21 protein-coding genes and 1 pseudogene are annotated in these 26,846 nt (G+C 64.7%); 3 read left to right on the top strand and 19 right to left on the bottom strand.

Annotation, left to right across the window (positions count from 1 at the left end; all coding sequences use genetic code 11):
• Window positions 1–10 precede the first annotated feature (10 nt).
• Genes CGZ88_RS00785 through CGZ88_RS00775 form a run of 3 tightly spaced genes read right to left on the bottom strand, consistent with a single transcriptional unit; the run spans window position 11 to window position 3,425 of the window.
• A complete protein-coding gene (locus CGZ88_RS00785; protein WP_026645114.1) occupies window positions 11–2,083 on the bottom strand; it encodes a GmrSD restriction endonuclease domain-containing protein in 2,073 nt (690 codons plus the stop codon).
• A complete protein-coding gene (locus tag CGZ88_RS00780) occupies window positions 2,073–2,762 on the bottom strand; it encodes an isochorismatase family protein (protein WP_081664062.1) in 690 nt (229 codons plus the stop codon). The genes CGZ88_RS00785 and CGZ88_RS00780 overlap by 11 nt, the downstream gene beginning before the upstream one ends.
• A 6-nt stretch (window positions 2,763–2,768) precedes the next feature.
• Complete coding sequence (locus tag CGZ88_RS00775) at window positions 2,769–3,425, bottom strand: sugar O-acetyltransferase (RefSeq protein WP_051198591.1); 657 nt, start codon at window positions 3,423–3,425, stop codon at window positions 2,769–2,771.
• A 139-nt stretch (window positions 3,426–3,564) separates the two neighbouring features.
• Between CGZ88_RS00775 and CGZ88_RS00770 the strand changes: the two genes are divergently transcribed.
• Entirely contained in the window at window positions 3,565–3,828 is a 264-nt protein-coding gene (locus tag CGZ88_RS00770) for a DUF6019 family protein (protein WP_034523763.1), read from the top strand.
• Window positions 3,829–3,961: 133 nt separating this feature from the next.
• Here the strand turns inward: CGZ88_RS00770 and acnA are convergent, their stop codons facing one another.
• The 8 genes and pseudogenes from acnA to CGZ88_RS00730 form a co-directional block, all read right to left on the bottom strand.
• Window positions 3,962–6,664 carry an aconitate hydratase AcnA gene (gene acnA / locus CGZ88_RS00765; RefSeq protein ID WP_026645118.1) on the bottom strand — a complete coding sequence of 901 codons (2,703 nt, stop codon included), beginning with the start codon at window positions 6,662–6,664 and terminating at the stop codon, window positions 3,962–3,964.
• Window positions 6,665–6,780: 116 nt separating this feature from the next.
• Entirely contained in the window at window positions 6,781–9,261 is a 2,481-nt protein-coding gene (locus CGZ88_RS00760) for an HAD-IC family P-type ATPase (RefSeq protein ID WP_026645119.1), read from the bottom strand.
• A gap of 300 nt (window positions 9,262–9,561) precedes the next feature.
• Window positions 9,562–10,182 (bottom strand): annotated as a pseudogene (locus CGZ88_RS00755) (GyrI-like domain-containing protein); the annotation flags it as partial.
• Between the two features lie 10 nt (window positions 10,183–10,192).
• The gene (locus CGZ88_RS00750) at window positions 10,193–11,503 is read right to left on the bottom strand and encodes a class I SAM-dependent RNA methyltransferase (RefSeq protein WP_101670866.1); all 1,311 of its coding nucleotides are present in this window, start codon (window positions 11,501–11,503) and stop codon (window positions 10,193–10,195) included.
• An 82-nt stretch (window positions 11,504–11,585) separates the two neighbouring features.
• Window positions 11,586–12,179, bottom strand: a complete 594-nt coding sequence (locus CGZ88_RS00745) for a type 1 periplasmic-binding domain-containing protein (protein WP_051198595.1) — start codon at window positions 12,177–12,179, stop codon at window positions 11,586–11,588.
• 1 nt (window position 12,180) lies between these two features.
• Entirely contained in the window at window positions 12,181–12,993 is an 813-nt protein-coding gene (locus CGZ88_RS00740; RefSeq protein WP_081664067.1) for a DUF3159 domain-containing protein, read from the bottom strand.
• A gap of 4 nt (window positions 12,994–12,997) precedes the next feature.
• Window positions 12,998–13,996 carry a DUF3710 domain-containing protein gene (locus tag CGZ88_RS00735; protein WP_101670865.1) on the bottom strand — a complete coding sequence of 333 codons (999 nt, stop codon included), beginning with the start codon at window positions 13,994–13,996 and terminating at the stop codon, window positions 12,998–13,000.
• Between the two features lie 203 nt (window positions 13,997–14,199).
• A complete protein-coding gene (locus tag CGZ88_RS00730; RefSeq protein ID WP_026645123.1) occupies window positions 14,200–15,060 on the bottom strand; it encodes an exodeoxyribonuclease III in 861 nt (286 codons plus the stop codon).
• 235 nt (window positions 15,061–15,295) lie between these two features.
• Between CGZ88_RS00730 and CGZ88_RS00725 the strand changes: the two genes are divergently transcribed.
• The gene (locus CGZ88_RS00725; RefSeq protein ID WP_243390020.1) at window positions 15,296–15,925 is read left to right on the top strand and encodes a hypothetical protein; all 630 of its coding nucleotides are present in this window, start codon (window positions 15,296–15,298) and stop codon (window positions 15,923–15,925) included.
• A gap of 101 nt (window positions 15,926–16,026) precedes the next feature.
• On the opposite strand, the gene CGZ88_RS00720 is transcribed toward CGZ88_RS00725, so the two are convergent.
• From CGZ88_RS00720 to CGZ88_RS00690, 8 genes are all read right to left on the bottom strand, one after another.
• Window positions 16,027–18,042: a dipeptide ABC transporter ATP-binding protein gene (locus CGZ88_RS00720; RefSeq protein WP_026645125.1), complete on the bottom strand. Its 2,016-nt coding sequence runs from the start codon at window positions 18,040–18,042 to the stop codon at window positions 16,027–16,029.
• Between the two features lie 21 nt (window positions 18,043–18,063).
• Entirely contained in the window at window positions 18,064–19,017 is a 954-nt protein-coding gene (locus CGZ88_RS00715; protein WP_101670863.1) for an ABC transporter permease, read from the bottom strand.
• A gap of 11 nt (window positions 19,018–19,028) precedes the next feature.
• The gene (locus tag CGZ88_RS00710; RefSeq protein ID WP_026645127.1) at window positions 19,029–19,955 is read right to left on the bottom strand and encodes an ABC transporter permease; all 927 of its coding nucleotides are present in this window, start codon (window positions 19,953–19,955) and stop codon (window positions 19,029–19,031) included.
• Window positions 19,956–20,209: 254 nt separating this feature from the next.
• The gene (locus CGZ88_RS08805) at window positions 20,210–20,449 is read right to left on the bottom strand and encodes a hypothetical protein (protein WP_133120865.1); all 240 of its coding nucleotides are present in this window, start codon (window positions 20,447–20,449) and stop codon (window positions 20,210–20,212) included.
• Window positions 20,450–20,522: 73 nt separating this feature from the next.
• Complete coding sequence (locus CGZ88_RS00705; protein ID WP_101670862.1) at window positions 20,523–22,145, bottom strand: peptide ABC transporter substrate-binding protein; 1,623 nt, start codon at window positions 22,143–22,145, stop codon at window positions 20,523–20,525.
• A 353-nt stretch (window positions 22,146–22,498) separates the two neighbouring features.
• Entirely contained in the window at window positions 22,499–23,416 is a 918-nt protein-coding gene (locus tag CGZ88_RS00700) for a tyrosine recombinase XerC (protein ID WP_101670861.1), read from the bottom strand.
• A 115-nt stretch (window positions 23,417–23,531) separates the two neighbouring features.
• Window positions 23,532–24,818, bottom strand: coding sequence for an IS607 family element RNA-guided endonuclease TnpB (gene tnpB / locus CGZ88_RS00695; protein ID WP_101670860.1), 1,287 nt, complete (start codon window positions 24,816–24,818; stop codon window positions 23,532–23,534).
• Complete coding sequence (locus tag CGZ88_RS00690; protein WP_026645131.1) at window positions 24,811–25,407, bottom strand: IS607 family transposase; 597 nt, start codon at window positions 25,405–25,407, stop codon at window positions 24,811–24,813. Before CGZ88_RS00690 ends, tnpB begins: the two co-directional genes overlap by 8 nt.
• Before the next feature lie 620 nt (window positions 25,408–26,027).
• Here CGZ88_RS00690 and CGZ88_RS00685 point away from each other — a divergent pair.
• Window positions 26,028–26,840 carry an ABC transporter ATP-binding protein gene (locus CGZ88_RS00685; protein WP_034523765.1) on the top strand — a complete coding sequence of 271 codons (813 nt, stop codon included), beginning with the start codon at window positions 26,028–26,030 and terminating at the stop codon, window positions 26,838–26,840.
• The last annotated feature ends 6 nt before the right edge of the window (window positions 26,841–26,846 follow it).

The following is a 26,846-nucleotide window of genomic DNA, read 5'->3' as shown; positions in this document are numbered from 1 at the left end:
TGCGGCATTTCTACATCGCGGCGCGGTAGGCCTTCCAGATGTCGCTCAGCGCGCGGCCATCCGACTCGCGTTTCCAGACGTTGAGGCTCGCGCTCGCGCCGCCGACCGCACGTGCGGCGGCCGTGGGCGTCGCGTATTCGGTGCCGTCGTCGCCGCGGAAGCCGTCGCCGGTGACGGTGATGACCCACGTCTCGTGTTTGCGCGGCCGCACCCACACGAATCGGTCGCCTTCCTTGAGCAGCCCGGCGCGCACGACCTCGGCGACCGTCACCCGCTTCGACGTGCGCTTCGGCCGATGCGTGCTGCCGCCCGCGCGCTCGCGGCGTCGCTCCTCCTGTTCGGCGACGACGATGTCCTCGTAGCTGATGCGCCACGCCTGCGCGATCAGGTCGATGATCTGCTTCTGCCGCAGCTGCAGGAACTGCGGCGTGAGCGTCTCGAGGTCGAGCAGCGCGCGCGTGAGCGGGAACCGCTGCGAGCTGGCGGAACGCAGGATGAAATTGCGTCGCGTCGCGAAATCGTCGACATCCTCAAGCGAGCGGGGCATCGTCTGCGTGAGCACATAATTGCCGATCCGTTCCGCCCAGTAGTCGCATGTGCCCGCCGGCCACGACGCGAACGGCGAACGCGACGAGATGCGTTCGGGGATGATCGGCACGGCGTTGAGGCTGCGCGGCCGCGTGATGCGTTCGCCGGCGAGCTGTTCGTTCGCCCGGATGAGCAGCAGCCGTTTCATGCCTGCGTCGATCGACAGTTCGCCGCGCAGATGCAGCATCGCAAGCCGCTGTTCATCGCCACTGACATGGAAGCCGGCGATGCGCTGCAGCGGCATCCCCTTGGCCAGATCGCGCACGATCGTCGCCGAACGCGTGCGCCGTTCAAGCTCCGACTTGCCGTTGAGGCAGTCGATGCCGGTGACACGGTCGAGCAACGTGAGGATCTGCACGAGCCGTTCGCCGTCGTGCAGCAAGACATGCGGACCGACTTTGCCGCCCGCGAAGACGACGGTGTCGGGATCGTCGAGGTTCTTGAGCGTGTGCACGAGCGACCACAGCGCCACCGGCTTCCAGTCGTCGTACGGATAGTCGGCGAGTCCGGCGAGCAGATCGCGCACCTTGGCCGGCAGCAGGCTTTCTCCCGGCTTGTGCAGGATCTCGTCACAGATCGCGTACGGCCGCAGCACGTCGTCGATGAATTCGATGCACTGTCCTTTGCCGATGTACTTCGCGAGCACATGGTCGCTGAAGTCGGCGAGCAGCGACTGGCACATCGGCGCGCGCGTGAAGATGAGGTCGAGGTCGGCGAAGAATCGTTCGATGCGCGCGTTGTCGTCGCCCATCGGCTCCATGATGTCGTCCCAGTAGCGCGCGTACACGTCGCGGGCGGCGCTCGAGATGCCGGAGACGACCTTCGCCTTGAAGACGTCGGACGGCGTCAGCGGCATGCCGCGCATGTTCATGACGTCGAAGATGCGGTAGGCGCCGGAGATGTCGTCGGTCGTCACGATGACGAACATGACGTCGTTGACGAGGTAGGAGGCGAAGCGGCGGCGTTCCTCCTCCTTGAGCGGCGCGAGCATGTCGTACGCGCATTTCGCATTCGTCTGGATGTTGCGCTGCGCCGTCGTGGCGATGTCGGCCTCGCGCAGGTCGAAGAGCGCCTCGAGGTCGCCGCGCTGCACGTATTCGCGGAAGAATCCCTCGTCCTGTTCGCGCAGGCTGAGCCTCGGCTCGGCGGCGATGCCGCGCAGTTTGTCGCCGGCTTCGGTGAGCAGCCCGGCGAGGCTCGCCGCCAGCTGCGGGTCCTCTTCGAGCGTGAGCAGCACCGAGAAGACGATCGACAGCGACACGAGGCGCTGCTGGCCGTCGATGACCTGATGCATGCCGTGCTCGTCGCGCACGAGGATGAGCGAGCCGAGAAAATACGGGCCGTCGTCGACGGCGCACGCGTCGGAGACGTCCTCGATGAGCTGACGCATCTGCACATCGTGCCAGCTGTAGGCGCGCTGGAACGCGGGGATCGCGAAACGGTAGTCGGATGTGAAGACCTTGGACAGCGGCTTTTCGCTTGCGCTAATCGACATATCGTTCCCCCTCGATGATCGTGACGCCGGCGTCGCGCATCCGCTCGACGGCCTGAGCGCCGAGCTGTGCGCTCACCGGCACGCTCAGGTCCTCGTAGACGCGCGTCTCATAGCCGCGCGCGACCGCGTCGAGCGCCGTGTCGCGCACGCAGTGCGACAGCGCGATGCCGACGATGTCGACGCGCGTGACGCCGTGCGCGCGCAGCAGCGCGTCGAGCGAACGCCCTGCCGCCATCGCCGCGTCGACCTCGTCGCGCGTCGGGATGCGCTCGTCGTTGTCCTCGACACCCTCGAATCCGGAGTAGGCGGCCGCGTACTGCCCTTTCCTGATGTGGTGCGGCACGTCGAGCGATTCGATCGCCGGATGCAGCCGCGCGTTCGCCGATCCGGCGACGCCGTGCCGCGGCCACGTGTCCACATAGTCCGGCTGCGCCGACCAGTGGTCGCCGGGGTCGACGTGCCAGTCCTGCGTCGTGGCGATGAGCGCGTACCGTCCGCGCTCGCGTTCGACGAAGTCATGGATGGTCTGGGCGACGGCCTCGCCGCCCTCGACGGCGAGCTCACCGCCCTCGGTGAACGTCGGCTGGACGTCGACGATGATCAATGCTGTCTTCTTCGTGCACACGTTCGCTATTCTAATGCACGCGCCCTCGCATGCACCGGGTCGCGCGCCGCGCATCGGACGTCAGCGCGCGTCCCTCCACGCGCGGTATTCGTCGACGCGCGCACTCCAGTAGGCGCGGTCGTCGCCGCCGATGCCGCGCACGACGCGCGCCGGATTGCCGACGGCGACCGAATGCGAGGGAATGTCCTTCGTGACGACGCTGCCGGCGCCGATGACGACGTCGTCGCCGATCGTGACTCCCGGGCAGACGGTCACGTTTCCGCCGAACCAGACGTTGGAGCCGATGCGGATCGGCAGGCCGCCCTCCAGCTGCATGCTGCGGATGTCCGCGTCGATCGGATGGTACGGCGTGTACAGCGCGACGCGCGGACCGAAGAAGACGTCGTCGCCGATTGTGACGGTCGCGACGTCGAGGATGATGCAGTCGGTGTTCGCGTAGAAACGCTCGCCGATGAAGGTGTTGCAGCCGTAGTCGCAGCGGAACGGCGGCTCGATGTACGAGCCCTCGCCGAATGCGCCGAACAGCTCGTGGAACAGCCGCGCGCGCTCGTCGAAGGCGTCCCACGCGGACGTGTTGATCTGCTGTTGCAGTGCGCGACGGCGGCGTCCGAGCTCATGCAGATACGGGTCGTCGGCGATGTACAGCTCGCCGGAGAGCATGCGGTCGCGCTCGCGCGTATCGGGGGTTTCGTTGTTCACGGTGTCGTTGTTCGCCATAGCACACGATTCTAGCGGAGAGCCTTGTGCTCGCAGGCGAGAAAACGGACGGCCCGGCGGATGGTGCCTATAATGACCTTCAGTGTTTGCCAACGATGGCATCACGTGAGGAAAGACGATATCAAAAGGAGCTACGACCATGGCCGGTACCATCTACACGATCCTGTTCATGATCATCATCGCCGCGCTGTGCATCTGGGCGCTGTACTACGTGATTCGCGCCGCCGTGCGCGCCGGCATCATCGACGCCTACGAGCAGATGGGCAAGGTGGCGACGCCCATCACGAAGGACGACAAGCTGCAGGCCGAACGCGAGGCGCTGCAGGAGGAACGTGTGCGAGCGATCGTCGCCGACGAGCAGCGCAAGCAAGCGGCGAAGGCCGCCGGGAAGTCGGACAAGTAGGCCGACGTGGCCGGACGCCGTGTCACGCTCCGGCGACGGCCGCCCCCATGCCGATGGCGCAGCAGACGACGAGGGGCGTCCACGGAAGTTCCGTGGACGCCCCTCGTCGTCTGCTGCGCGCAGCGCGGACGGCCTACTTGGCCATCAGGTTGCGCAGCACGTACTGCAGGATGCCGCCGTTGCGGTAGTAGTCGGCCTCGCCAGGCGTGTCGATGCGCACGACCGCCTCGAACTCGGTCTTCGAACCGTCCTTGTGCGTCGCCTCGACGTGCACGGTCTTTGGCGTCACGCCGTCGTTGAGCGCGGTGATGCCGTCGATCGAGTAGGTCTCGGTGCCGTCAAGGCCGAGCGACTCGGCCGATTCGCCTTCGGGGAACTGCAGCGGCAGGACGCCCATGCCGATGAGGTTCGAACGGTGGATGCGCTCGAAGCTTTCGACGATGACGGCCTTGACGCCGAGCATCGCCGTGCCCTTTGCGGCCCAGTCGCGCGACGAACCGGTGCCGTACTCCTTGCCGCCGATGACGACGAGCGGGACGTTCGCCGCGATGTAGTCACGCGACGCCTCATAGATCGTCGTCGGCTTCATCGCGAGGAAGTCGTAGGTGTAGCCGCCGGGCCTGACCTCCTCGCCGACCGAGGCGAGCAGCATGTTGCGCAGACGGATGTTGCCGAAGGTGCCGCGCACCATGACCTCATGATTGCCGCGGCGCGAACCGTAGGAGTTGAAGTTCTTCGGCTCGACGCCATGCTCGATCAGGTACTCGCCCGCCGGGCTCGTCGCCTTGAACGCGCCCGCCGGCGAGATGTGGTCGGTTGTGACCGAATCACCGAGGAAGGCGAGGACGCGCGCGTCGCGGATGTCCTCGACCGGCGCCGGCGTCGCGCTCATGCCGTCGAAGAAGGTCTGCTTGCGCACATAGGTCGAATCTGGGTTCCAGACGAACAGTTCGCCTTCGGGCACGTCGAGGCCCTTCCAGCGCGCGTCGCCCTCGAAGACGGAGGCGTAGTCGTTGAGGAACATCTCACGGCTGACGTTGCCGGAGACGACCTGCTCGACCTCCTCGTTCGTCGGCCAGATGTCCTTGAGGAAGACCGCATTACCCTCCGGGTCGGTGCCGAGCGGCTCGGTCTCGAAGTCGAAGTCCATCGTGCCGGCGAGCGCGTAGGCGATGACGAGCGGCGGCGAGGCGAGGTAGTTCATCTTGACGTCCGGGCTGATGCGGCCCTCGAAGTTGCGGTTGCCGGACAGCACGGCCGTCACCGTCAGGTCGTTCTCGTTGATCGCCGCGGAGATTTCGGGCAGCAGCGGACCGGAGTTGCCGATGCAGGTCGCGCAGCCGAAGCCGACGAGCTGGTAGCCAAGGCGGTCGAGATCGTCCTGCAGACCGGCCTGCTTGAGGTAGTCGGCGACGACCTGCGAGCCGGGCGCGAGCGAGGTCTTCACCCACGGCTTGGGGTGCAGGCCCTTGGCGACGGCGTTGCGCGCGATGAGGCCAGCGGCGACCATGACCGACGGGTTCGACGTGTTCGTGCACGACGTGATCGACGCGATGGCGACGTCGCCGTTGCGCAGATCGAAATCGCCGCGGAAATCGGTGGACACGTGCACCGGGTTGCCGTTCGTCTTCTCGGTAACATAGCCGGGCAGCGTCTGTTCGAAGGTCGTCTTGGCCTTCGCGAGCTCGATGCGGTCCTGCGGACGCTTCGGGCCGGCGATCGACGGGACGACGGTCGACAGGTCGAGCTCGAGATACTCGGAGTACTGCGGCTCCGCATAGTCGGGGTCGTTGACGTCGTGCCACAGCTTGTTCGCCTTCGCATACGCCTTGACAAGCGCGACCTGCTCATCGGAGCGGCCGGTCAGGCGCAGATAGTCGAGCGTGACCTCGTCGATCGGGAAAATGCCGCACGTCGAACCGAACTCCGGACTCATGTTGCCGATCGTCGCGCGGTTGGCAAGCGGCACCGAGGCGATGCCCTCGCCGTAGAACTCGACGAACTTACCGACGACGCCGTGGCGGCGCAGCATGTCGGTGATCGTCAGCACGACGTCGGTCGCCGTGACGCCCTCGGGGATCGAGCCCTTGAGCTTGAAACCGACGACGCGCGGCACGAGCATCGAGATCGGCTGTCCGAGCATCGCCGCCTCGGCCTCGATGCCGCCGACGCCCCAGCCGAGCACGCCGAGGCCGTTGACGGTCGTCGTGTGCGAGTCGGTGCCGACGCACGAGTCAAGATACGCGAGCGCGCGGCCGTCGGATGCGGCCTTCGTCATGACGACCTGCGCGAGGTATTCGATATTGACCTGATGGATGATGCCGGTTCCCGGCGGCACGACGCGGAAGTTCTCGAAGGCCTGCTGCCCCCAGCGCAGGAACTGGTAGCGTTCGCCGTTGCGCTCGTATTCGATGTCCATGTTGATCTGGACGGCGTCGTCTACGCCGTAGGCGTCGATCTGCACCGAATGATCGATGATCATGTCCGACTGGACCTGCGGGTTGATGACCTCCGGATCGCCGCCGAGCGCCTTGACGGCGTCGCGCATCGTCGCGAGGTCGACGACGCACGGCACGCCGGTGAAGTCCTGCATGACGACGCGCGACGGCGTGAACTGGATCTCATGGCTCGGGTCCGCGGCCGGATCCCACGCGAGCAGCTCGCGCACCTGCGCGTCGGTGATGTTGGCGCCGTCGATGTTGCGCACGAGGTTCTCCACGAGCACCTTGAGCGAATAGGGAAGGTGATCGATGCCCTCAAGATCGCCGATGCGGTAGTAGTCGTACGACTCTCCCCCGACGTTGAGGACGTCCAACTGATCGTCGCGCATGGACATAGGTTCCTCCGAACTTCAGTGTCGGACCGCCGCAAGACGGTCCGGTTGCGTGTATCGGGCACGCCGCGCGCGATCGTGCCGCGGCGGCCATCACATGACGATACCGCGACGATGTTTCACCGCTTGGAAACGCGTTTGTATTGTGAGATGACGCCGCGCATCGCCTTCGGCAGGAACTTCGGGAACAGCCACACGCTCAATGCGAACAGCAGCGTCGCGATGACGATCTGCAGGCCGAGCGCGAGCAGCGCCGTGCCGCCGGGGAGTTCGAACGCGAAGAAATGCGCGACGAAGGGGATGCACATGCCGACGACGCCGGCGGCCGCGAAGGCCGCGACGAGCCAGCCGCGCCACGAGTTGAGCGGCGTCGCGACGCGCGCGAGCACGTAGATGCCCATGACGAACAGCACCGTCGCGCACATCGAACGCCACAATGTCAGTTCGGCCGCCGACGTGGCGACGTCCCAATCCATCATCTTCGGGATGAACCATGCGGACAGCAGCACAGCGAGCGCCGTCGCGACGCCGCAGGGCAGCGAGAACGCGAAGACGCGGCGCAGGAAGCCGGGGATATAGCGGCGCGTGTTCGGCGCGAGCGCGAGCAGGAAGGCGGGCGCGCCGATCGTCAGCGCGCCGATGTAGCTGATGTGGCGCGGCAGGTACGGGAACGGGATCATGCTGAGCACGATGCCGAAGGAGATGAGCGCCGAGTAGACGGTTTTCGTCAGGAACAGGCTCGCGACGCGTTCCATGTTCGCCATGACCTGACGGCCGCGCGCGACGACATCGGGCAGATGCGAGAACTTCGAGTCGACGAGGACGACCTCGGCGACGGCCTTCGTCGCCGGCGCCGCGTTGCCCATCGCGATGCCGAGGTCGGCCTCCTTGATCGCGAGCGCGTCATTGACGCCGTCGCCGGTCATCGCGACGATGTGGCGCTGCGTGTGCAGCGCCTGCACGATCGCCTTCTTCTGTTCGGGCAGCACGCGGCCGAGCACGTCGACGTCCTCAAGGACGCGCGCGAGTTCGTCGACGTCCTTCGGCAGCTTGCGCGCGTCCATCGCCACCGGCTTGCGCTCGCCGGTCAGGCGCACCTTGCCGGCGATCGCGCCGACGGTCACCGGGTTGTCGCCGGAGATGATGCGACAGCGCACGCCCTGTTCGCGGAACCAGCCGAGCGTCGCCTCGGCGTCGTCGCGGATGTGTTCGGAACACAGCACGATCGCGACCGGTCTGGCGTTCTCCTCGAGCTTCGGGTCGGTTTCGAAATCGGGCGGCACGGCGCCGGCGGCGTGCGCGACGAGCAGCACGCGCATGCCGTCGTTCGCATAGCCGTCGACCTGCTTGAGCACGTCCGGATACGATGTGTCGAGCGCCGAGAGCAGCACTTCGGGCGCACCCATGTACCACACGCCGTCGGGGCCGGCCTCGGGGGCGTCGTGGAACGCGACGGCGCTCCATTTGCGCGCGCTCGAGAACGGCACGCGTTGAAGATCCGCGGTGCCGTTGAATCCTTGTTTGCTCAGGCCTGCGAGCACGGCGCGACCGGTGCCGTTCGGGCTCGCCTCATTCGCCAGGTCGTAGAGCGCCTGCAGCGCGTGGTTTTTGTTTGCGCAGCCGGGCAGCGTGACGCAATCGTCGTAGACGATGCCGCCGTCGGTGATCGTGCCGGTCTTGTCGAGATTGAGGCAGTCGACTCGTGCGAGCGTCTCGACCGAGTCGAGGTCCTGGACGAGCGTGTTCTTGCGCGCGAGCCTGATTGCCGCAAGCGCGAAGTTGAGCGACGTGAGCAGCACGAGGCCTTCAGGCACCATACCGACGACGCCGGCGACCGACGAGACGACGGCCTGCCGCCATTCTCCGGTCGCGATTGCCGCCGACCATCCGCCGACGGTGCGCATCTGCGTGATGATGAGCAGCACGCACAGCGGCACGACGAGGAAGGTCATGAATTTGAGGATCGTGTTGATGCCCTTGTTGAGATCGGAGACGTTCTTCTTGTACACCTTCGCCTGCGCCGTGAGCGTCGCGGCGTAGCTGTGCGCGCCGACGGCGGTCACGTGCACGAGCGCCATGCCGGAGACGGCCGTCGATCCCGAATAGACGGTGTCGCCGTCCTTCTTGCGCACGGTGCGCGATTCGCCGGTGATCATCGATTCGTCGAGTTCGAGTCCCCATGTCTCGACGATCGTCGCGTCGGCCGGCACCTGCTCGCCCGAACGCAGCCACAGATAGTCGCCGAGGACGATGTCGTTGTGCGAGACGTCGACGTCGGTGCCGTCGCGGCGCACAAGGTAGTCGGAGGCGACGAGGATCGACAGTTTGTCGAGCGTGTGCTTGGCGCGCAGCTCGGTGACAATGCCGATGCCGGTGTTGATGATGATGACGAAGCCGAAGACGGCGTCCTTCCACGAGCCGGCGATGAGCACCATGACCATCGCCGTCAGGATGATGCCGTTGAACAATGTGAACACGTTCGCACGCACGATGTCGGCGAGCGAACGCGACGTCGACGATTTGACGGCGTTCGCCTGCCCGCGTTCGACGCGTTCGGCGACCTCGGCGCCCGTCAGTCCCCGTTCGGATACCTCCGGCATCCTCGACGCGTCCGTCTTCGGAACGTCGCCGTGCGTTGCCGCGGCCGTGGCCGCCTTCGTCGTTTCGCTCATGCGCGCCAGTCTACCCGACCGTGTGCATCGGGCCGCGCGCCCGCTCCCCCGCGGCTACGCATATTGATTACGTTGTCGCCGCGTGCGTCACCTGTCGATCGTCGTAAACTCCGGCATGGGGATGCATGCGCCAAAGCCGGTGGGAAGGCCGTCCGTGGCATCCGCCGCCACGCTGTCCACTACGCTGCCGTGCTCCACTGCGCTGGCCGCCGCACCCTCCACCGCGCGCACCGGATGGCGGATGACCGTCTTCAGTTTGTCCGGGGCGACGCGGCGCGGATCGCTCAGATAGATCTCATGATGGCGGCGGGCGTCGGCGAAGTCGGGTGTGCAGCCGTGGGCGCGCGTGTACATGTCCATCGCCGCGATCGTCGCCGGCTCGTCGTCATAGGAGCCGACGTGGAGGCATTGCACGCACGGCCCTTCGTCGACGCGCAGGAACTCCACGGCCGAGCAGTCGAGCTTCTTCTTGATGGCGGCCTGCGCCTTCGCCCACGCCACGTCCTGTGCGGCGACGAAATCGGGCATGCGGATCGCGCTGATCCACGCGAAGCCCTCCTTGTGGGCGAAGTCGACTGCGCCGCCGTCGCGCTGCCACCAGAAGCCTTCCAACGGCGGCACGACGAAATCGAAGTAGCCGGCGATGGTATGATCGCCTTTCTTGCTCATCTTGATCGTGTAGGCGACGGCGTACAGCATCGCGAGCGCCTGGTGATAAGCGCCGTCCGGCTCGTTGGGGTCACCGTCGCCGCGCACGGCGATGCAGCGCATCGGCGGTACGTTGACGAACTGCGGCCGCCGCGCAGGCAGATAGTATGCCTTGTATTCCTTCTTGAAGTCGAAGACCATCGTCGTTCCCTCACTTCGTGAAGACGGCGACCGTCTCCACATGATGCGTCATCGGGTAGATGTCGAAGGCGGCGATCGAACGCAGCGCATAGCCGCGCTGCGTCAGCGTCGCCGTGTCGCGCGCGAGCGACGCCGGGTCGCAGGCGATGTAGACGACGACCGGCGCGCCCGAATCGGCGATCTTCGCGCACACCTTCGCTTTCGCGCCGGCGCGCGGCGGGTCGAGGACGACGATGTCCGGATGCGCGCGCTGCGGGTCGATATCCTTGCCAAGCGTGCGCAGCACGTCCCCGCACAGCGCCTGCACGGTGTGCACGCCGGCGGCCTTGAGATTGCGACGGGCGTTCGCGACGGCAGTCTTCGCGCCTTCGATGCTGACGAGCTTTGCGTGTTCGTCGATCAGCGTCGCGAGCGGCAGCGTGAACAGGCCCGAGCCGGAGTACAGATCCCAGATGACGAGGTTGCGCCCATTGCGCGGCGCGCGGCCGTCCATCGCCTCGCGGATCTGGTCGACGACGTACTGCGGCAGCACCTGCGGCGCCTCGCGGTGCATCTGCCAGAAGCCGGCCGCGTCGACCGTGTACGTGAATTCGCGGCCGTCGACGACGATGCGTTCGGTGAGATTGCGGCTGCCGTGGCGCACCTTGCCGTCGACGATGACGGCGTAGTTGTCGCCGATTGCGCGGCGCAGTGCCTCGGGCGTCGCGATGTCGGCGGCGTCGACGCGCGGTTCGGGCACGGCGATGCGCAGCTGCGCGTTCGCCGGCAGGTCGCCGTCCCAGATGTTGTTCATCGCGGCCGCCTCAAGCACGGCGCGCGTCGCGAGCGGCATCGTGTCGATCGGCACACGCACATGGCTGCCGCGCCGGTGCATCGACGACCTACCTTCGTCGTCGGTGATCATCTCGATGCGCGTGCGCCAGTTGAGGCCGCCCGTCTCCTCGTCGCCGGGCATCGCGTAGACGGGCACTTCGTCGAGTTCGACGTGGCCAAGGCGTGCCATGACGTCCTTGACGGCGGCTTCCTTCCAGCGTTCCTGACCTTCGAGCGAGACGTGGATGAGGTCGGCGCCGCCGACGCCGCCGCCGGTCGAGAGCGGCCCGGCGAGCGGCCATGCCGGCTCGACGCGGTCGGGACTCGCCTCGAGCACCTCGACGACCTCGCCGGTCCAGAAGCGGTCCTTGCGGTCGGCCGGTTCGTCGAGCGCGATCCTCACGCGTTCGCCGGGCAGTGCGAAGCGCACGAAGACGACGCGCCCGTCGATGTGTGCGACGCATCGTCCCTGATCCGCGTACCGTTCGATGTCCACCGTGGCTTCCATGCCTGCTCCTGTCCCCGCGGCCGTGCGTACGGCGCGCGTTGCTTGCGTTCGTATCTGCGTTCGTGTGGTGATGCCGACGCGCTCAGTGCAGCGTCGTGACGATGATGTCGCGCTCGTGCGGCTCGTCCTCGATGACCTGACGTATGGCCTCGCCGACCGGAGTCGCGTCCATCATGCGGTCGTTGACCTTGAGCGACGCGGCGAACAATGTGTCGTCGTCCGGCGTCGAGACCGGGTCGAGCAATACGACCGGAATGCCGGCGTCGCGCGCCGATTGCAGCGCGTCGCGCCACTGGTCGGCCTGATGCGCCATGTCCGCCTCGCCGATGACGATCAGGCTCATGTTGCGTCCGACGGCGTCGCGCACCGCCTGGATGCGCGCGGCCGTTGCAGCATCGGTATCAGTCGTGCCATCCGCGTCCGTCACCGGCGTGAGGACGACCTTGTAGCCGTCGGCGTCCAGTGCCTCCTCGACGAGGCCGTCCGCGCCGTTCGCGGAGCCGACGATTGCGACCGTCTGCGTCTCGCCCGGCGAATCGACATGCGCCGGGGCGTCGGTGCTCGACGATCCGGTGTCGCCGACGGCGGCGTTCTTCGGCGCGCATGAGGCGAGCGCGAAGACGGCAAGCGCACAGCACACGCCCACCGCCACCTTGAGGATGATGCCATTGGCCATGTCAGGCTCCCGTCCCTGGATCGCCGTCGTCGTGCTGCTCAGTGTTTGACTGACTATCGTCGTTCGATTCGTGTTGTGCACTTCGCTGCGCGCTCTTCTCCGCCTCGCGCGCGCCTTCCTCCTCGGCGCGCTGGCGTTCGAGCTGCTTGTGGCGGTGCATCGGATTGGCCACGATCAGATAAGACACCCAGATCGCGAGCGCCCAGAACGGGATACCCATCAGCAGGCGCGCCGTGCCGAGCCAGCCGACGTGGTTCGTCAGATACAGCGGCACCTGCACGACCAGACGCAGCGCGAACACGCCGATCCACAGCCATGTGATCGTCGTGTAGGCGCGCATCAGCGCGGCGTCGGAACGCCAGCCGTCGAGCCATGCGCGGAATCGTTCGGTCGGCAGCGAGCGGATGAACTCGATGAGGAAGCCGAGTCCAGGCACCTTGACGAGCAGCGAGACGAGCAGGACGACGATGTAGACGGCGTTCGTGATGAAGCCGTACATGTAGTAGTTGCGCGCCTCGCCGCTCTTCCACGCCCATATCAGGCAGATCGCGACAGCCACGAGTCCCGAAAGCGCGCCCATGACCGACTGCCGTTGGCACAGGCGCACAACGACCTGCGCCACCGCGAGCGCCGCGGAGACGATGACGGTGAGTTTCAGGTCGCTCGTGACGATGAATATGACGACGAAGACGACGCCCGGCAGCATCGATTCGACGACGCCTCGCGGGCCGCCGATCGCCTCGATGACCGAGAAGTCGTTCCCGTCGCTGGATGCGAGCGCACCGAGTCCGGTGCGTTTGCGTGTCTGAGCCATGCCGTCAGCGCAGTTCGGAGAACATCGGGCCGCGCGAGAGCGTCGTCTTCTGCTCGACCTCGTGGTCGGAGTTCATCGGGCCGGTCGGCTTGCCGTCGATCGTCGCCGGCGTCTCGTCACCGGCGTCGTCGGAGGCTTCGGCCATCGCGCGACGCTCGCCCGGCGTCAGCGGCTGCGCCATCGGGATGAGGTCGCGCGGCGCGAGCGGCTCCTCGCCGCGGTCGACGACGATGTACGAGAAGAAGCGGTCGAGCACCTTCGCCTCCGGGCTGTCCGGATTGTCGGCGGCGGGGCCGGAGAAGATGCCACGCAGCATCCAGCGCGGACCGTCGACGCCGACGATGCGCGTGATGTGCTTCTTGCCGTTCGGCAGCTGGATCGGCAGGCGCACCTCGGCGCCGAAGATGCCGGGTTCGACGGTCGCGGTAGGGTTCGCGGCGACGAGGTCGTCGCGCACGTCGTCCCACAGGCCCATCGTCTTGGGCGCCGCGAAGGCCTCGAGTTCGAGGCTCGAACGTCCGATGGTCACCGTCGCGCCGAGCAGCGTGTTGTCCGCCTTGCTCGCCTTGAGGCGCAGCTGGATGCCCTGCACGAAGGGGATGTAGAACGAGCCGAGCGACAGATACTCGTCATAGTCGGGGCCGTTCTCCTCGTCGATGTCCCACGGGCCGAACTGTTCGCCGCGGCCCTGGTAGTCCATGACGGCCTCGGTCGGCACGGCGAGCGCTTCATCGTCGTCGCCGTCGTTGTCCTCGACGTCGGCGGCTTCGGGCAGTCCTTCGGATTCATCGGTGCGTACAGCGCGCCGCTCAGCATCGCGCTCCTCGTCGGCGATCTTCGCGTCCCTGTCCGGCTGTTCGGCGGCGGTGACGTCGATGTCGTCGGCGTCTTCCCGCGCGATGTCCTCGGTTTGCGAGGCGACGGCCTTGGCGAGACGCTCTTCGCGTTCCTTCGCCGCCGCTTCCTTCTCTTTCTTCTTCTTGCCGAATCCGAACAGTCCCATCTGTGCCTCGTCTCCTGTCTGCTGATGTCTGCTGGTGCGCGTGCCTGCGCCGTCGGCCGGGCACCCACGGCGCGGCCGACGATCATCGCCACCAGCCTAGCACGGGCGCACGGCCCGCGTCCGCTCGATCCCGTGTCCCGTCACGACTTTTCCACGGTTGATGCCGTGCGACCAATGCCGTGCGATTGCGTCGTTTCCGTCGCTCACACGTCGTAGGTGATGCTCAGCGGCGCGTGGTCCGACCAGCGCTTGTACCATTCCTCGGCGCGGTCGACGACGAATCCGCGCGCCGTCTGCGCGAGCTCGGGCGTCGCGAACTGGTAGTCGAGACGCCAGCCGGCGTCGTTGTCGAAGGCGCGGCCGCGCTGGCTCCACCACGTGTACGGCCCCTGGATGTCGCCGGCGAGATCGCGCATGACGTCGACGTATTCCATCTCGTCGATCCATTTGTCGATGTAGGCGCGTTCGGCCGGCAGGAAACCGTGCGTCGTCAGATTCGCCTTCGCGTTCTTCAGATCGATCGGCCGGTGCGCGATGTTGAAGTCGCCGCAGATGACGGCCTGCCTGCCACCGCCCGCCGCCTCCTGACGCATCTGCTCCATGCGTTCGGTCATCGCGTCGAGGAAGCGGTACTTCTGCGTCTCCTTGATGTCGTTGCCGTCGCCGCCCGCATGCACGTACACGCATGCGACGGTCACCGTGTACCCCTGTTCGGTCGTCACGTCCGTCTCGATCCATCGTCCAGTGTCGACGTCCTCGTCGAGCCCGGGCAGGCCGATGCGCGTGTCGACGATCGGCAGCACGCTGACGAGGCCGACGCCGGCGCGTCCCTTGATCGCGCACACGTCGTCGAGCGTATGGACATCGTCGGGACTGTCGACCTTCCCCGCCTCGACGTAGTCGGCGCCGATCTGCTGGAAGATCTCGTCGAGTATCTCCTGCGGGGCGCGCGTCTCCTGCATGCACCACACGTCCGGCGTGTGCTTGAGGAGCCATTTCTCCATGCCTTTGCGTTTCGCGGCGCGGATGCCGTTGAGGTTCGAGGTCGTGATCGTCATCGTCATAGCTCACGAGCCTACCCGCGCGCATGTCCGAACGTCCTCCGATTCACGACACGCGCATGGCCGCCGCGTTCGGCCACGGCATAGTTGAACGCCGCCCATGGGCGCGCACTACCGTGGGAGGCGTCATCGGATGAACGAATCCCGTCAACGAATCGAGCAATGAATGTCCACTTCTTCCCCCGTGTCCCCGCATGCCGGCGCCCGTCGCTGTATCCCAAAAATGTTCCTCGCGTGCATGGCGCTCGTCGCCGTCGCACTCGTGTGTGCGATCGTCTCGCTGCGGGACGACAGCGAGTTCTACAGCGACATCTTCGTCGAGATCTCGGTGTTCGTCGTGTTCATCGCCGGCTTCTTCACGAATTCCCGGCGTCTGCAGCTGTGGTATCTCATCGGCGCGAACGTCTACGTCATCATCTTCCTGTCGATCTTCGGCAAGGTCTTCTACGACAATTTCAACCGCGGCGTCGGCGTGCTCGTCCTCATCCAGCTCATCTTCTCAGCGATCAACCTCGTGCCGATCTGCGTCTACCATCTGAGCGACCGCACGTTCTTCTACAGCTACCAACGCCAGCTCATCTATCCGACGATGTTCTTCGCGTTCGTGCTGCTCGGCCATCTTCCCGGCGGCGACCTGCTCACAAAGGAAGTGACGCACGAGATCTTCTCGCTGATCATCTTCGCGCAGGCCTTCGATTTGCTCGATTCGATCCACAGAATCGGCAAGGCGCACCATATGGCCGCCTACAGCTTCGCCCAGGAGGACGGCTCCGTCGTCAACAATGACGACAACGCCGACAAAGACACTAACGGCAACGATGATGATGACGCAAACGACGACGAGGAGCGCAATCCGGTCGAGGAATGACCGGATTGCGCTCCTCCGTCTGAGTGTTGCCGTCTGTGTAATGTGATCGGTAATGTGATCGGTAATGTGATCGCCGCCTGAGCAATCAGGCAGCGATCACATTACAGGTCGAGGCCGAGCTCGAGCTTGCCGCCCGGGATCGCATCGAGCAGATCCTTCGTGTACTGCTGCTTGGGATGCAGGAAGACCTCGTCGGTCGTGCCGTGCTCGACGAGCCTGCCGTGCTGCATGACGACGACGTCGTCGGCGATCTGGCGCACGACGGCCAGATCATGCGTGATGAACAGGTAGCTCAGCCCGTTCTTCGCCTGCAGATCGTTGAGCAGATGGAGCACCTGGTCCTGCACGAGCACATCGAGCGCCGAGACGGCCTCGTCGCATACGATGACGTCCGGGTTGAGCGCCATCGCGCGCGCGATCGCGATGCGCTGGCGCTGACCGCCGGACAGCTCGTTCGGATAGCGGCGCATGACCGATTCGGGCAGTTCGACCATGTCGAGCAGCTCGCGCACGCGCGCCGCACGACTTTTCTTGTCGCCGATGCCGTGGATGCGCAGCGGCTCCTCGATCGAGCGGAAGATCGAATACATCGGGTCGAGCGAACCGTAGGGGTTCTGGAACACCGGCTGCACGTGCCTGCGGAAGTCGAGCAGCGACTTGCCCGTGAACTGGGCGATGTCCTGCCCATTGTAGGTGACGGTGCCGCTCGTCGGCTCGAGCAGCTTGAGCACCATGTTCGCCACCGTCGACTTGCCGGAGCCGGATTCGCCGACGATCGCAAGCGTCGTGCCGCGCTTGACCTTGAAGCTCACGTCGTCGACGGCCTTGAACATCTCCTTGCGGCGCGGGAGCTTGAACTCCTTCGTCAGATGCTCGACGTCGATGATCGTGTCGGCGTGCTCAAGCGAATCCTCGTTGACCTTGTGCTCCATGAGCGCGCTCGCGTCCGCGCCGCGCTCCTCAACGGAGACGATGCGCTGCGAGGCGAGCGACGGCGCGGCGGCGACGAGACGCTTCGTGTACGGATGCTGCGGATGCTGGAGCACCTCGAGCGACGGACCGGATTCGACGACCTGGCCCTTGTACATGACGACGATGTGCTGCGCGCGTTCGGCGGCAAGGCCCAAGTCGTGCGTGATGAACAGCACCGCCGTGCCGAGCGAGTCGGTGAGCCCCTGCAGATGGTCGAGGATCCTCTTCTGCACGGTCACGTCGAGCGCCGAGGTCGGTTCGTCGGCGATGAGCAGCTCGGGGCGGCATGCCAGACCGATCGCGATGAGCGCGCGCTGGCGCATACCGCCGGAGAACTCATGCGGGTACTGACGTGCGCGCACGGCCGCGTCCGGCAGGCCGGCCTCGTCGAGCAGACCGGCGATGCGGTCCTCCATCGAGGAGCCGGTGACGTACTTCTTCGCGATGTACCATGCATCGTCGTCGTTGACGCCCGCCTTGATCAGGTCGTCGGCGACACGCCAGCGCGTCTCGGAGCCCGGGACCCATTCGGAGCGGAAGTACTCCATCTTCTTGGTCAGCGCCTCGCCGCTCTTGCCGATCTTGACGAGCGCCTGCTCGGCCGCCTCGATGAGCTCAGGCAGCTCCTTCGAGCCGAGGAAGGTCTCGTCACCTTCGCTCTTGATCTCGATGTCCGCGTCGGCGAGCGCCTTCGCGAGGTCGGAGCGCTTCTCGTGCGAGACGTCCATGTTGTTCGCGACGAGCGCCTCCTTGACCTGCGTGCCGATGCGCCACACCGGGTTGAGGTTGCTCATCGGATCCTGAGGCACAAGGCCCATCTTCGAGCCGCGCACGGCGGCGAACTGCTTCTGCGTGTAGTGCGAGATCTCGGTGCCGTTGAGCCTGATCGAACCGCCGACGACCTTGCCGGTGCCCGGCAGCAGGCCGAGGCAAGCCATCGCCGACGTCGACTTGCCGGAGCCGGATTCGCCGACGATCGCGACCCACTGCCCCGGGTAGACGCTGAACGACGAATCGCGCACCGCGTGCACGGCGCGGCCGTCGTCGGTCGTGAAGTCGACCTGCAGGTCCTTGACTTCGAGGAGCGGACCCTCCTGCCGTTGCAGATCCTCGAGTTTCTCCTCGATCTTCGTGTCTTCTGTCATTGCTTACTCCTACGGGAAATCTCAGGCCGTGCGGCTCTTGGGGTCGAGCGCGTCCTTGACGGCGTCGCCCATCATGATGAACGCCAGCACGGTGATCGCGAGCGCGACGGACGGGTAGAACAGCACCATCGGGTCGGTGCGCAGGATCGACTGCGCCTTCGAGATGTCGCCGCCCCAGCTGACTGTCGTCGTCGGCAGGCCGATGCCGAGGAAGCTCAGCGTCGCCTCGGAGACGATGTACGAGCCGAGCGAGGTCGTCGCAATGACGATGATCGGCGAAACCGAGTTCGGCAGAATATGGCGGAACAGGTTGCGCGTCGGCGTCGATCCGAGCGCCGTGGACGCCGTGTTGAACTCGAGGTTCTTCGACGAGAGCACGGCGCCGCGCGCGATGCGCGCCGTCGAGACCCAGCCGAAGAGCGCGAGCACGAGGACGACCTTCCAGATCGACGTGACCGTGCGGAACATCTGCAGGACGACGATCGCGCCGAGCAGCATCGGGATCGCCATGAAGATGTCGACGATACGGCTGAGGACGGCGTCGACCCAACCGCCGAAGAAGCCGGCGATCGCACCGATGAGCGTGCCGACGGCGACGACGATGATCGTCGTCAGGATGCCGACGCTCAGCGACGTGCGCGTGCCGTAGATGACGCGCGAGTAGACGTCGCAGCCCTGCAGGTCGTATCCGAACGGGTGTCCGGGGCGCGCCGGCTCCAACGAATTGGTGAGGTCGCAGTAGTTCGGGTCGTTCTTCGTGAAGACGCCCGGGAAGAGCGCGACGAAGATGATGAAGATGATGAGGACGCCCGAGATGATGAACAACGGGTTCTTGCGCAGCGTGCGCCAGGCGTCGGCCCACATGCTCGTCGCGGGCGCCGATTCGTCGACCGTGTCCACGGTCTCAAGCGGCGTCTCGTCGAGCGGCGCGACGTAGCGTTCCTGTCCCGGCAGCGGTTTCGTGATGTCTGTCATTGTGCCCTCCCTCACGCGTAACGGATGCGCGGATCAAGCGCCGCGTACAGCATGTCGACCAACAGGTTGCAGATGACGAACACGAGCGTGAGCAGCGTGACGACCGAGACGACCATGTTCGCCTCACCCTTGAGGATGCTCTGGTAGGTGAGGAAGCCGATGCCATGGATGTTGAAGATCTGTTCGGTGATCATCGCACCGCCCATCAGCGCACCGAGGTCCTGTCCCAGATAGGTGACGACCGGGATCATCGAGTTGCGCAGGATGTGACGGAAGGTGACCGAGGTGTTGCTCATGCCCTTCGCACGCGCGGTGCGCACGTAGTCCAGCGCGATGTTCGATGAGACCTCGGAACGCGCAAGGCGGATGATGTAGGCCATCGAGACCGAGCCGAGCACCATCGCCGGCATCAGCAGATCGAGGAAGCCTGGGTTCGAGCCGGCAGTCACCGGCAGGATGCGCCATTTGACGCCGAGGAAATACTGGCCGAGGAAGCCGGTGACGAAGGTCGGCACCGAGATGAGCAGCAGCGAGACGATCAGGATGACCGAGTCGTACCACTTGCCCTTCTTCAGGCCGGAGATGACGCCGAATACGCAGCCGAAGATCGCCTCGAAGCAGAACGCCATGAGCGCGAGCTTGATCGTGACCGGGAACGCGCGCCCGATCTCCGCGATGACGGGCTGTCCGGCGAAGGTCTCACCGAAGTTGAGGCTCAACGCGTTCTTCAGGAACAGGAAATACTGTACGAAGAACGGCTTGTCCAGATTGTATTCGGCGCGGATCTGGGCAGCGACGGCTTCATTGACGGGCTTGTCTCCGAACATCGCCTTGACCGGGTCTCCCGGGAGTGCGAAGACGAGCGCATACACCAACAGTGTCGTACCGAGAACCACGGGGATCATCTGCAGGATGCGGCGCAGAAGATATTTGCCCATTGGTTGCTCCTTGTTGTCGTACAGACCGCATTCGGGCATGACGCATCATGCCGCTCGCGGTCGCGGTATCCAGCAAGTCTACCGCATGACTTGACTTCCGGGGCGATTTGTTCATGCCATTGTCCGAAGCGGACACGTTCTGTCCACGTTCCGGGCGAACAGCGCGCCTTCGCGCAATGTGACGGCGATGCGTGGCGCCGCACCACGTCCCACACTGTGAGCGCGACGAAAAACGATGGATTTATATTGCTAAACTATACATTTACATCAAAAATGACCGGAAAGGGGGGCGTATGCATGATCAGCCGACCGTGACCGTCCGCATCGAGTTCTTCGATGACGAGTCCGAGACCGCCGAGGAGACGCGGCAGGACTGAGGGGCGCAGGCGCATGACGCCGCCGATCTGAGCGACGTCATCGACGACGAAGGGCTCCGGAACCACGGTGGTTCCGGAGCCCTTCGTCGTCGATGACGGAGATGACGTCAATGACATCGATGTCGTCTGTGCTGGTGACGTCGTCTGTGCTGGTGACCGTCCATGGATCAGGCGGCCACCGCCAGCCGGCTTACTTCGTCATGTTCGCGTAGATCGGCTGGTTCTGCCAATCCATCTCGAAGCCCTTGACGCCCTTGGCGGCAACGCCGTTGGCGTTCGAGTAGTACAGCGGAATGGCCGGCAGCTGTTCGAGCAGGATCTCCTCGGTCTGATGGTAGAGGTCGATCTGCTCGTCGCTGTCCGTCGCGGCGGCTGCCTTGCTCAGCAGCTCGTCGACATCGGCGTTCTTGTAGTCGCCGTCGTTCGAGCCGTGGCCGTCGGCCGCGTCCGAATCATAGAGCTGGTACAGGTAGTTCTCGGCCGACGGGTAGTCGGGCTGCCAACCGGTGCGGAACGCACCGTCGATCTTGCGCTCGGAGACCGCGTTGCGGAACTCCTGGAAGGTCGGCATCGGGTTCGTCGCGGCCTTGATGCCGAGGTTGTTCTTCACCTGGTTGACGATCGCGTCGTAGATCGGCTGCGCGCCGCCATCGGCGTTGAACGAGAAGGTGAGCGTGCCGTCCCACGTGGAGATGGCCTCGGCCTGTGCCCACAGCTTCTTGGCCTCGGTCGGATTGGCCTTGAGGTACTTGCCGTTCTTGAGGTCCTTCGAATAGCCCGGGATGACCGGCGCCGTGAAATCGGTGGCCGGCGTGCCGACGCCGTTGAGCACCTTGCTGACGATCTGCTCGCGGTCGATGGCCATCGACAGCGCCTGGCGACGCAGCTGGCCTTCCTTCGTGTTGGTCTCCCAATGCTTCATGCCCGCCGGGATCGTGAAGGTCTGGATGACCGATCCGGCCTTGTTGTAGGCTTCGACCGACGGATCCTTCTCGAAGGTCTTCGTGTCGGAGGCCGGAACGGTGTCCATCACGTCGAGGTTGCCGGCCTGCACGTCGGCGTAGGCGGAGTCGGAGGACGTGTAGATCTTGAAGGTGACGCCGTCGTTCTTCGGCTTCTCGTCGCCCTTGTAGTCGGCGTTCTTCGTCAGCACGATCTGCGAGTTGTGGTCCCACTTGTCGAGCTTGTACATACCGTTGCCGACCGGCTTCTCACCGAAGGCCTTCGGATCCTTGTAGAAGGACTCCGGCAGCGGCGCGAAGGCCAGATAGCCGACCTTCGTCGGGAAGACCGAATCCGGCTGGGTCAGGTCCACGGTGAAGGTCTTGTCGTCAACGACCTTGAGGCCAGAGAGCTGTTCGTCACCCTTGAGGCCGTCCTTCTGCAGGTCGTCATAGCCCTTGATCATGCTGAAGAACGACGAGCACTTCTGCGCGTTCTTCGCATTGGCCGTGTAGCTCCACGACTTCGTGAAGGATTCGGCCGTCACCGGCGTGCCGTCGGTGAACTTCCAGCCGTCCTTGAGCTTGACGGTGTACTGGGTCGCGTCCTTGTTCGGCTCGATCGAATCGGCCACCTCCATCTTCGTGTCGCCCTTCGAGTCGTAGCGCACGAGGTTCGCGAAGAGCAGCTGGCCGACCTTGCCGCCGCCGGTCTCGTTCGTGTCGCCCGGAATCAGCGCGTTCTGCGGTTCCGAGTTGAACGCGGTGATGACGTTGCCGCTGGCGTTCGAATCACCCGATCCACCGCAGCCGGCGAGCAGCATGCCGAGCGCGCAGGCACCTGCGACGACGGCGATTGCCTTCTTCTTCATGGGATCACTCCTTTTCCTTGCAGTCGTTCGGCGGTTCCCGCCGCCGAAAACGATGGGGTCGAAACCGTTTCAAGTTCCGACCCCATCGCCGATTAACTTCCCATTGTGCCACAGCCATGCAACCACCGAAACCGATAACGCTGTCATCACCGACGCCCGCATTCGCCGTTCCGCCGGCGCACATGGCGGCATGCACGGCTGGCGGTTCCGTCAGGAAACGCCGTCACCTCAATGCATATGGCGAATCGGTTCCTTACGTATATCGATTGCCATGCCGATGCGAGCGTTTGCAACGCAGGGTGTCACATTGCCAACGATGTCCGGCAATCGTTCTCACTACGTGAAATCCTTGCTCATGCGCGCGGGAAAGCCTGCGCGTATCGCGCCTTGAGCTGCTCGATCGAGACGTGCGTGTACCGCTGCGTCGTCTGCAGCGACGCGTGGCCGAGCATCTCCTGCACCTCGCGCAGGTCGGCGCCGCCGTCGAGCATATGCGTCGCCGCGCTGTGGCGCAGCGCGTGCGGCGAGATGTCGGGCACGCCGGCGCGCGCCGCCTCGCGGTGCACGACGGCGCGCACGACGCGCTGGTCGACGCGGCCTCCGCGCGCGCCGAGGAACAGCGCACTCCCCGAACGCTCGTTCGCCAGCACGGGTCTGCCCTGCGACGTCCACCGTTCGAGCGCATGCTGCGCCGGCGCTCCGAAGGGCACGACGCGCTGCTTGTTCCCTTTGCCGGTGACGGTGATCGTGCGGTTGCCGTAGCGCACGTCGTCCAGATCCATCGACACGAGTTCGGCGACGCGGATGCCGGTCGCGTAGAGCATTTCGAGCATCGCACAGTCGCGCAGCGCGAGCGCCCGACGATGCGGATCGTCCGTGTCGGCCGGCTCCGCGTCCGCCTTGTCCATCAGCGCTTCGGCCTGCGTCTCGTTGAGCACGGCCGGCAGCGTCTTCGGCAGTTTCGGCGTGCGCAACGAGGCCGCCGGGTCATGGGCGATCCGTCCGCGCCGATGCGCCCAGGCGAAGAATCCGCGCACGGCGATCGTCTTGCGCGCGAGACTGCTTTTGGCGACCTGCTTCGACTCCTGCGCCATCCACATGCGCAGGTCATCGAGCGTCACGTTATCGAGCTCGGTCGTGCCTCCCGATTCGAGGATGGCGATGCAGCCGAGCAGATCACCGCGGTATGCGGCCACCGTGTGCTCGCTCAGTCCCCTCGCGCCGCGCAAGTAGTCGACGTATTCCTCGATCATGCGTCGCGCATCCGCCATCGTCCGCTCCCCTGTTCATGCCGCCTGTGCCGCCAACGATGTGCGACCACTGTACATGTGAGTCCACTGTAAATGTGAGTCCACTGTATCGTTCAGACTCTATCGCCGTTGCTAACTAGTTTGTTTTAGTTAGCATTCCGCCGTTGCCAGCGGAAACTCCAAGTCCTACGCAACGGTCGCTGCTGCTTGGTTCACGTTTCACAGGGTTTCGCACGGCAACCCGTGGGCTGTCGCGTCTTACATTCCCTCCGCGTGCGTTTACCGTCTCCTCGGCACTCGGGGCGACGTGATTCTTGATGTTGATTGCCGCGTTAAGGTCGCGGTCAATCGTGTATCCGCAATGTTCGCAATGATATGTTCGTTCGTTGAGGGACAGTGTGGCTTTTACCGCCCCGCAGTTCGAGCACGTCTTGGAACTTGGATACCAATGGTCGATGATATGCAGCCGTGAACCCGTCTGCGCGGTCTTGTAGGTGAGCATGGTGCGAATGGTGCCGAATGCGGCGTCCGCGATGTCTTTGGCGAGCTTGTGGTTGCCCATCATGCCCTGCACGTTCAAGTCCTCGATGTGGATGTCCGCATACGTGTTGGCGAGACGTGTGGTGAGCTTGTCGAGCCTGTCCCGACGCTGGTTCGCCACATGGTTCTCGACCCTGCCCAGCCGTGACTGCTGCTTCCGGTAACGGTTCGAGCCGTACTGTTTGCGAGACAGTGCGCGATGTTCGTGGCGCAGCATGTCCTGCGCCTTGCGCAGGAAACGCTCATTGCATTCCACGGTGCCGTCCGACATCGTGGCAAGCGTCTTGATGCCCAAATCGACGCCGACGGAACCTTCCGGCTTCCGCCGTGGAGCAACGGTTTCAGACACGTCAACGGTGAGTGCGGCGTGCCAGCGGTTGCCGTGGTAGGAGACGGTCATGCGAGTGACCTTCCCGCCTTTCGTGCGCAGGAGCATGTTCTCCATGCAATGCACACGGCCGATGCGCGGCAGCTTCAACCCGTATGGGTCGCCTTCGATGATGCCGAAAACTCCGGTCGTGTACGTGAACCGACGCTTGGCCTTGGTGCGTTTCTTGAACTTCGGGAACCCCACGCGACGGCCTTTGCGCTGTCCGGTCTTGGACTTCCACCAGTTCGTCAGCCCATTGGACAGCGCTTCCAGTCCGGTGTTGTACGCTTCCTTGCTGTTTTCCTTCCACCACGGGGCAAGAACGTCCTTGTTGCCGTTCCACCAGCGGCGCAGACCGTAGTACGACCATCCCGTTTTCTCATGGCGGTCAAGACAAGCCTTGATGTGAGCCAACGCCGCATTGTAGGCGAATCGTGCAGCGCCCGCATGCTGACGCATGAGACGTTCCTGCGTCGGCGTCGGATCGAGCGCCACGTCGATTCCCTTAAGCATCGTTCTCACCCGCCGCTTCCAACGCTTTCATGGCGCGATGCTTCGCCGCGCGCTTGCCGTACAGACGGGCGCAGAACGAGGTGAGCGCTTCGGTCATGTCACACACCAAGTCATCATCCATCTCCGTATCGTCCACAACGACGATACGCCTGTCCTGCGCTTCGAGAGCGGACTGGATTAGCTGGAAGTCCATGCGTACCAGACGGTCACGATGCTCAACGACTATCGTGCCAATAGTCGGGTCGGCCAGAACCTTGTTGAGCTTGCGACGTGAACCGTTCATGCCGGAACCCGTCTCCGTCACCACTTCGGCGTCCGTGACACCCATTGCGACGGCGAACGCTTTCAGACGGTCTGCCTGACGTTGCAAATCTGTTTTCTGGTCGGCGGAACTCACGCGCGCATAGCAGACCGTGCGTCCCTCCGCGATGGGTTCGCGGGTGTTGTCAGATTCGTATTTCGGGTCGTGGATAAGCACCGCACCCGACTTCGTGCGCGTGAAAGGGACAGGCATGTTCCCGCTACGGCACCAACGCCATACCGTCTGAACATTCAAGCCTTCCAGCTTAGCCCATTCCTTTACTCGCATAACTACAGTATAGTACTCAGAAATACGTTAAAGCAAACCAATCAGTCAGCAGCTAACAACCCCCGCCATCATTCGCATGTCGGCTGTGCGCAAAAGGTACGGCCGCTGCACAGCGGTGACACAACGGTTGCATGGCGCCCGGCGGCGCCCTCCGGTCTCGCATCGTGAGACAAGCAACGGCGACGCATTGGCCGCGCAATGACAACGCAGGCATCGCGAAATCGTTGGAACGACGCCGATGCAACCAATGGTTGCCGTCGTTCGAGCGGGTTGCAACCATAAGCTGGCGGACGGCGGCGACGATATCACCGATAGTAGGGAGTGCGACCGCGACGTGGCCACGGCGGCGGCGAATCGGGAACGTGGGAATCCCAGGGAAAATGGACATTCCCGCACCCGACGCCCGCCGACACGCTACGCTTCGGTTGTGCAGATCCGCACATCGGCGCGATTGTGACCGCTGTCACATGCGACGCCGATCCGGCAACGCCGAAGGTGACGGCGGTCATGGCTTCGCGCAGGCGAAGCGGCGGATGATTGGGTATCGGGTAACGACATCAGGCGCATGTCCCGCGCACTGCGCGTCCATGCGCAATCACATACATACGCGAAAGGTTCACATGAACAGGAAATCCACAGGCGACACCATGGAGAAGACCGACCCGATCGTCGCGAAGGCGGTCGATCTGGTCAAGACCTACGGCGACACTGACAGCCAGGTGACGGCGCTCGACCACGTCAGCGTCGACTTCCGCCGTGGCGAGCTCACGGCGATCATGGGCCCGTCAGGTTCCGGCAAATCGACGCTGATGCACTGCATGGCCGGTCTCGACGTGCCGACGAGCGGCGAGGTCTTCGTCGAGGAGCTCGAGGTCTCGTCAATGAACCAGAAGCAGCTCACGCAGCTGCGCCGCAAGGAGATCGGCTTCATCTTCCAGTCCTTCAACCTCGTGCCGACGCTGACGGCCGAGGAGAACATCCTGCTGCCGCTACAGATCGCGCACCGCCCGATCGACCGCAACTGGTTCAACAAGGTCGTCTCCGTCGTCGGCCTGAAAAACCGCCTCGATCATCGTCCGAGCCAGCTCTCCGGCGGCCAGCAACAGCGCGTCGCCTGCGCCCGCGCGATGATGGAACGCCCGTCAGTCATCTTCGCCGATGAGCCGACCGGCAACCTCGATTCGCGTTCGAGCCGCGAGGTGCTCGAGTTCCTGCGCCAGTGCGTGCGCGACTACGGCCAGTCGATCGTCATGGTGACGCACGACCCGCGCGCCGCGAGCTTCGCCGACCGCGTGCTCGTGCTCTCCGACGGTTCGATCACGCAGGACATGGACCACCCGACCTACGACGAGATCCTCGCCGTCTTCGCCGAACACGACGATCCGGACAACGGCCCGGTCAACGTCGAATCCGCAGCCGTCAAGGAGGGCTGAGCCAAC

This window comes from Bifidobacterium anseris (assembly GCF_002860345.1).
In the GTDB taxonomy this organism is placed as follows: domain Bacteria; phylum Actinomycetota; class Actinomycetes; order Actinomycetales; family Bifidobacteriaceae; genus Bifidobacterium; species Bifidobacterium anseris.
The sequence above is the reverse complement of the archived record's forward strand: the minus strand, read 5'-3'. Positions and strand labels throughout refer to the sequence as shown.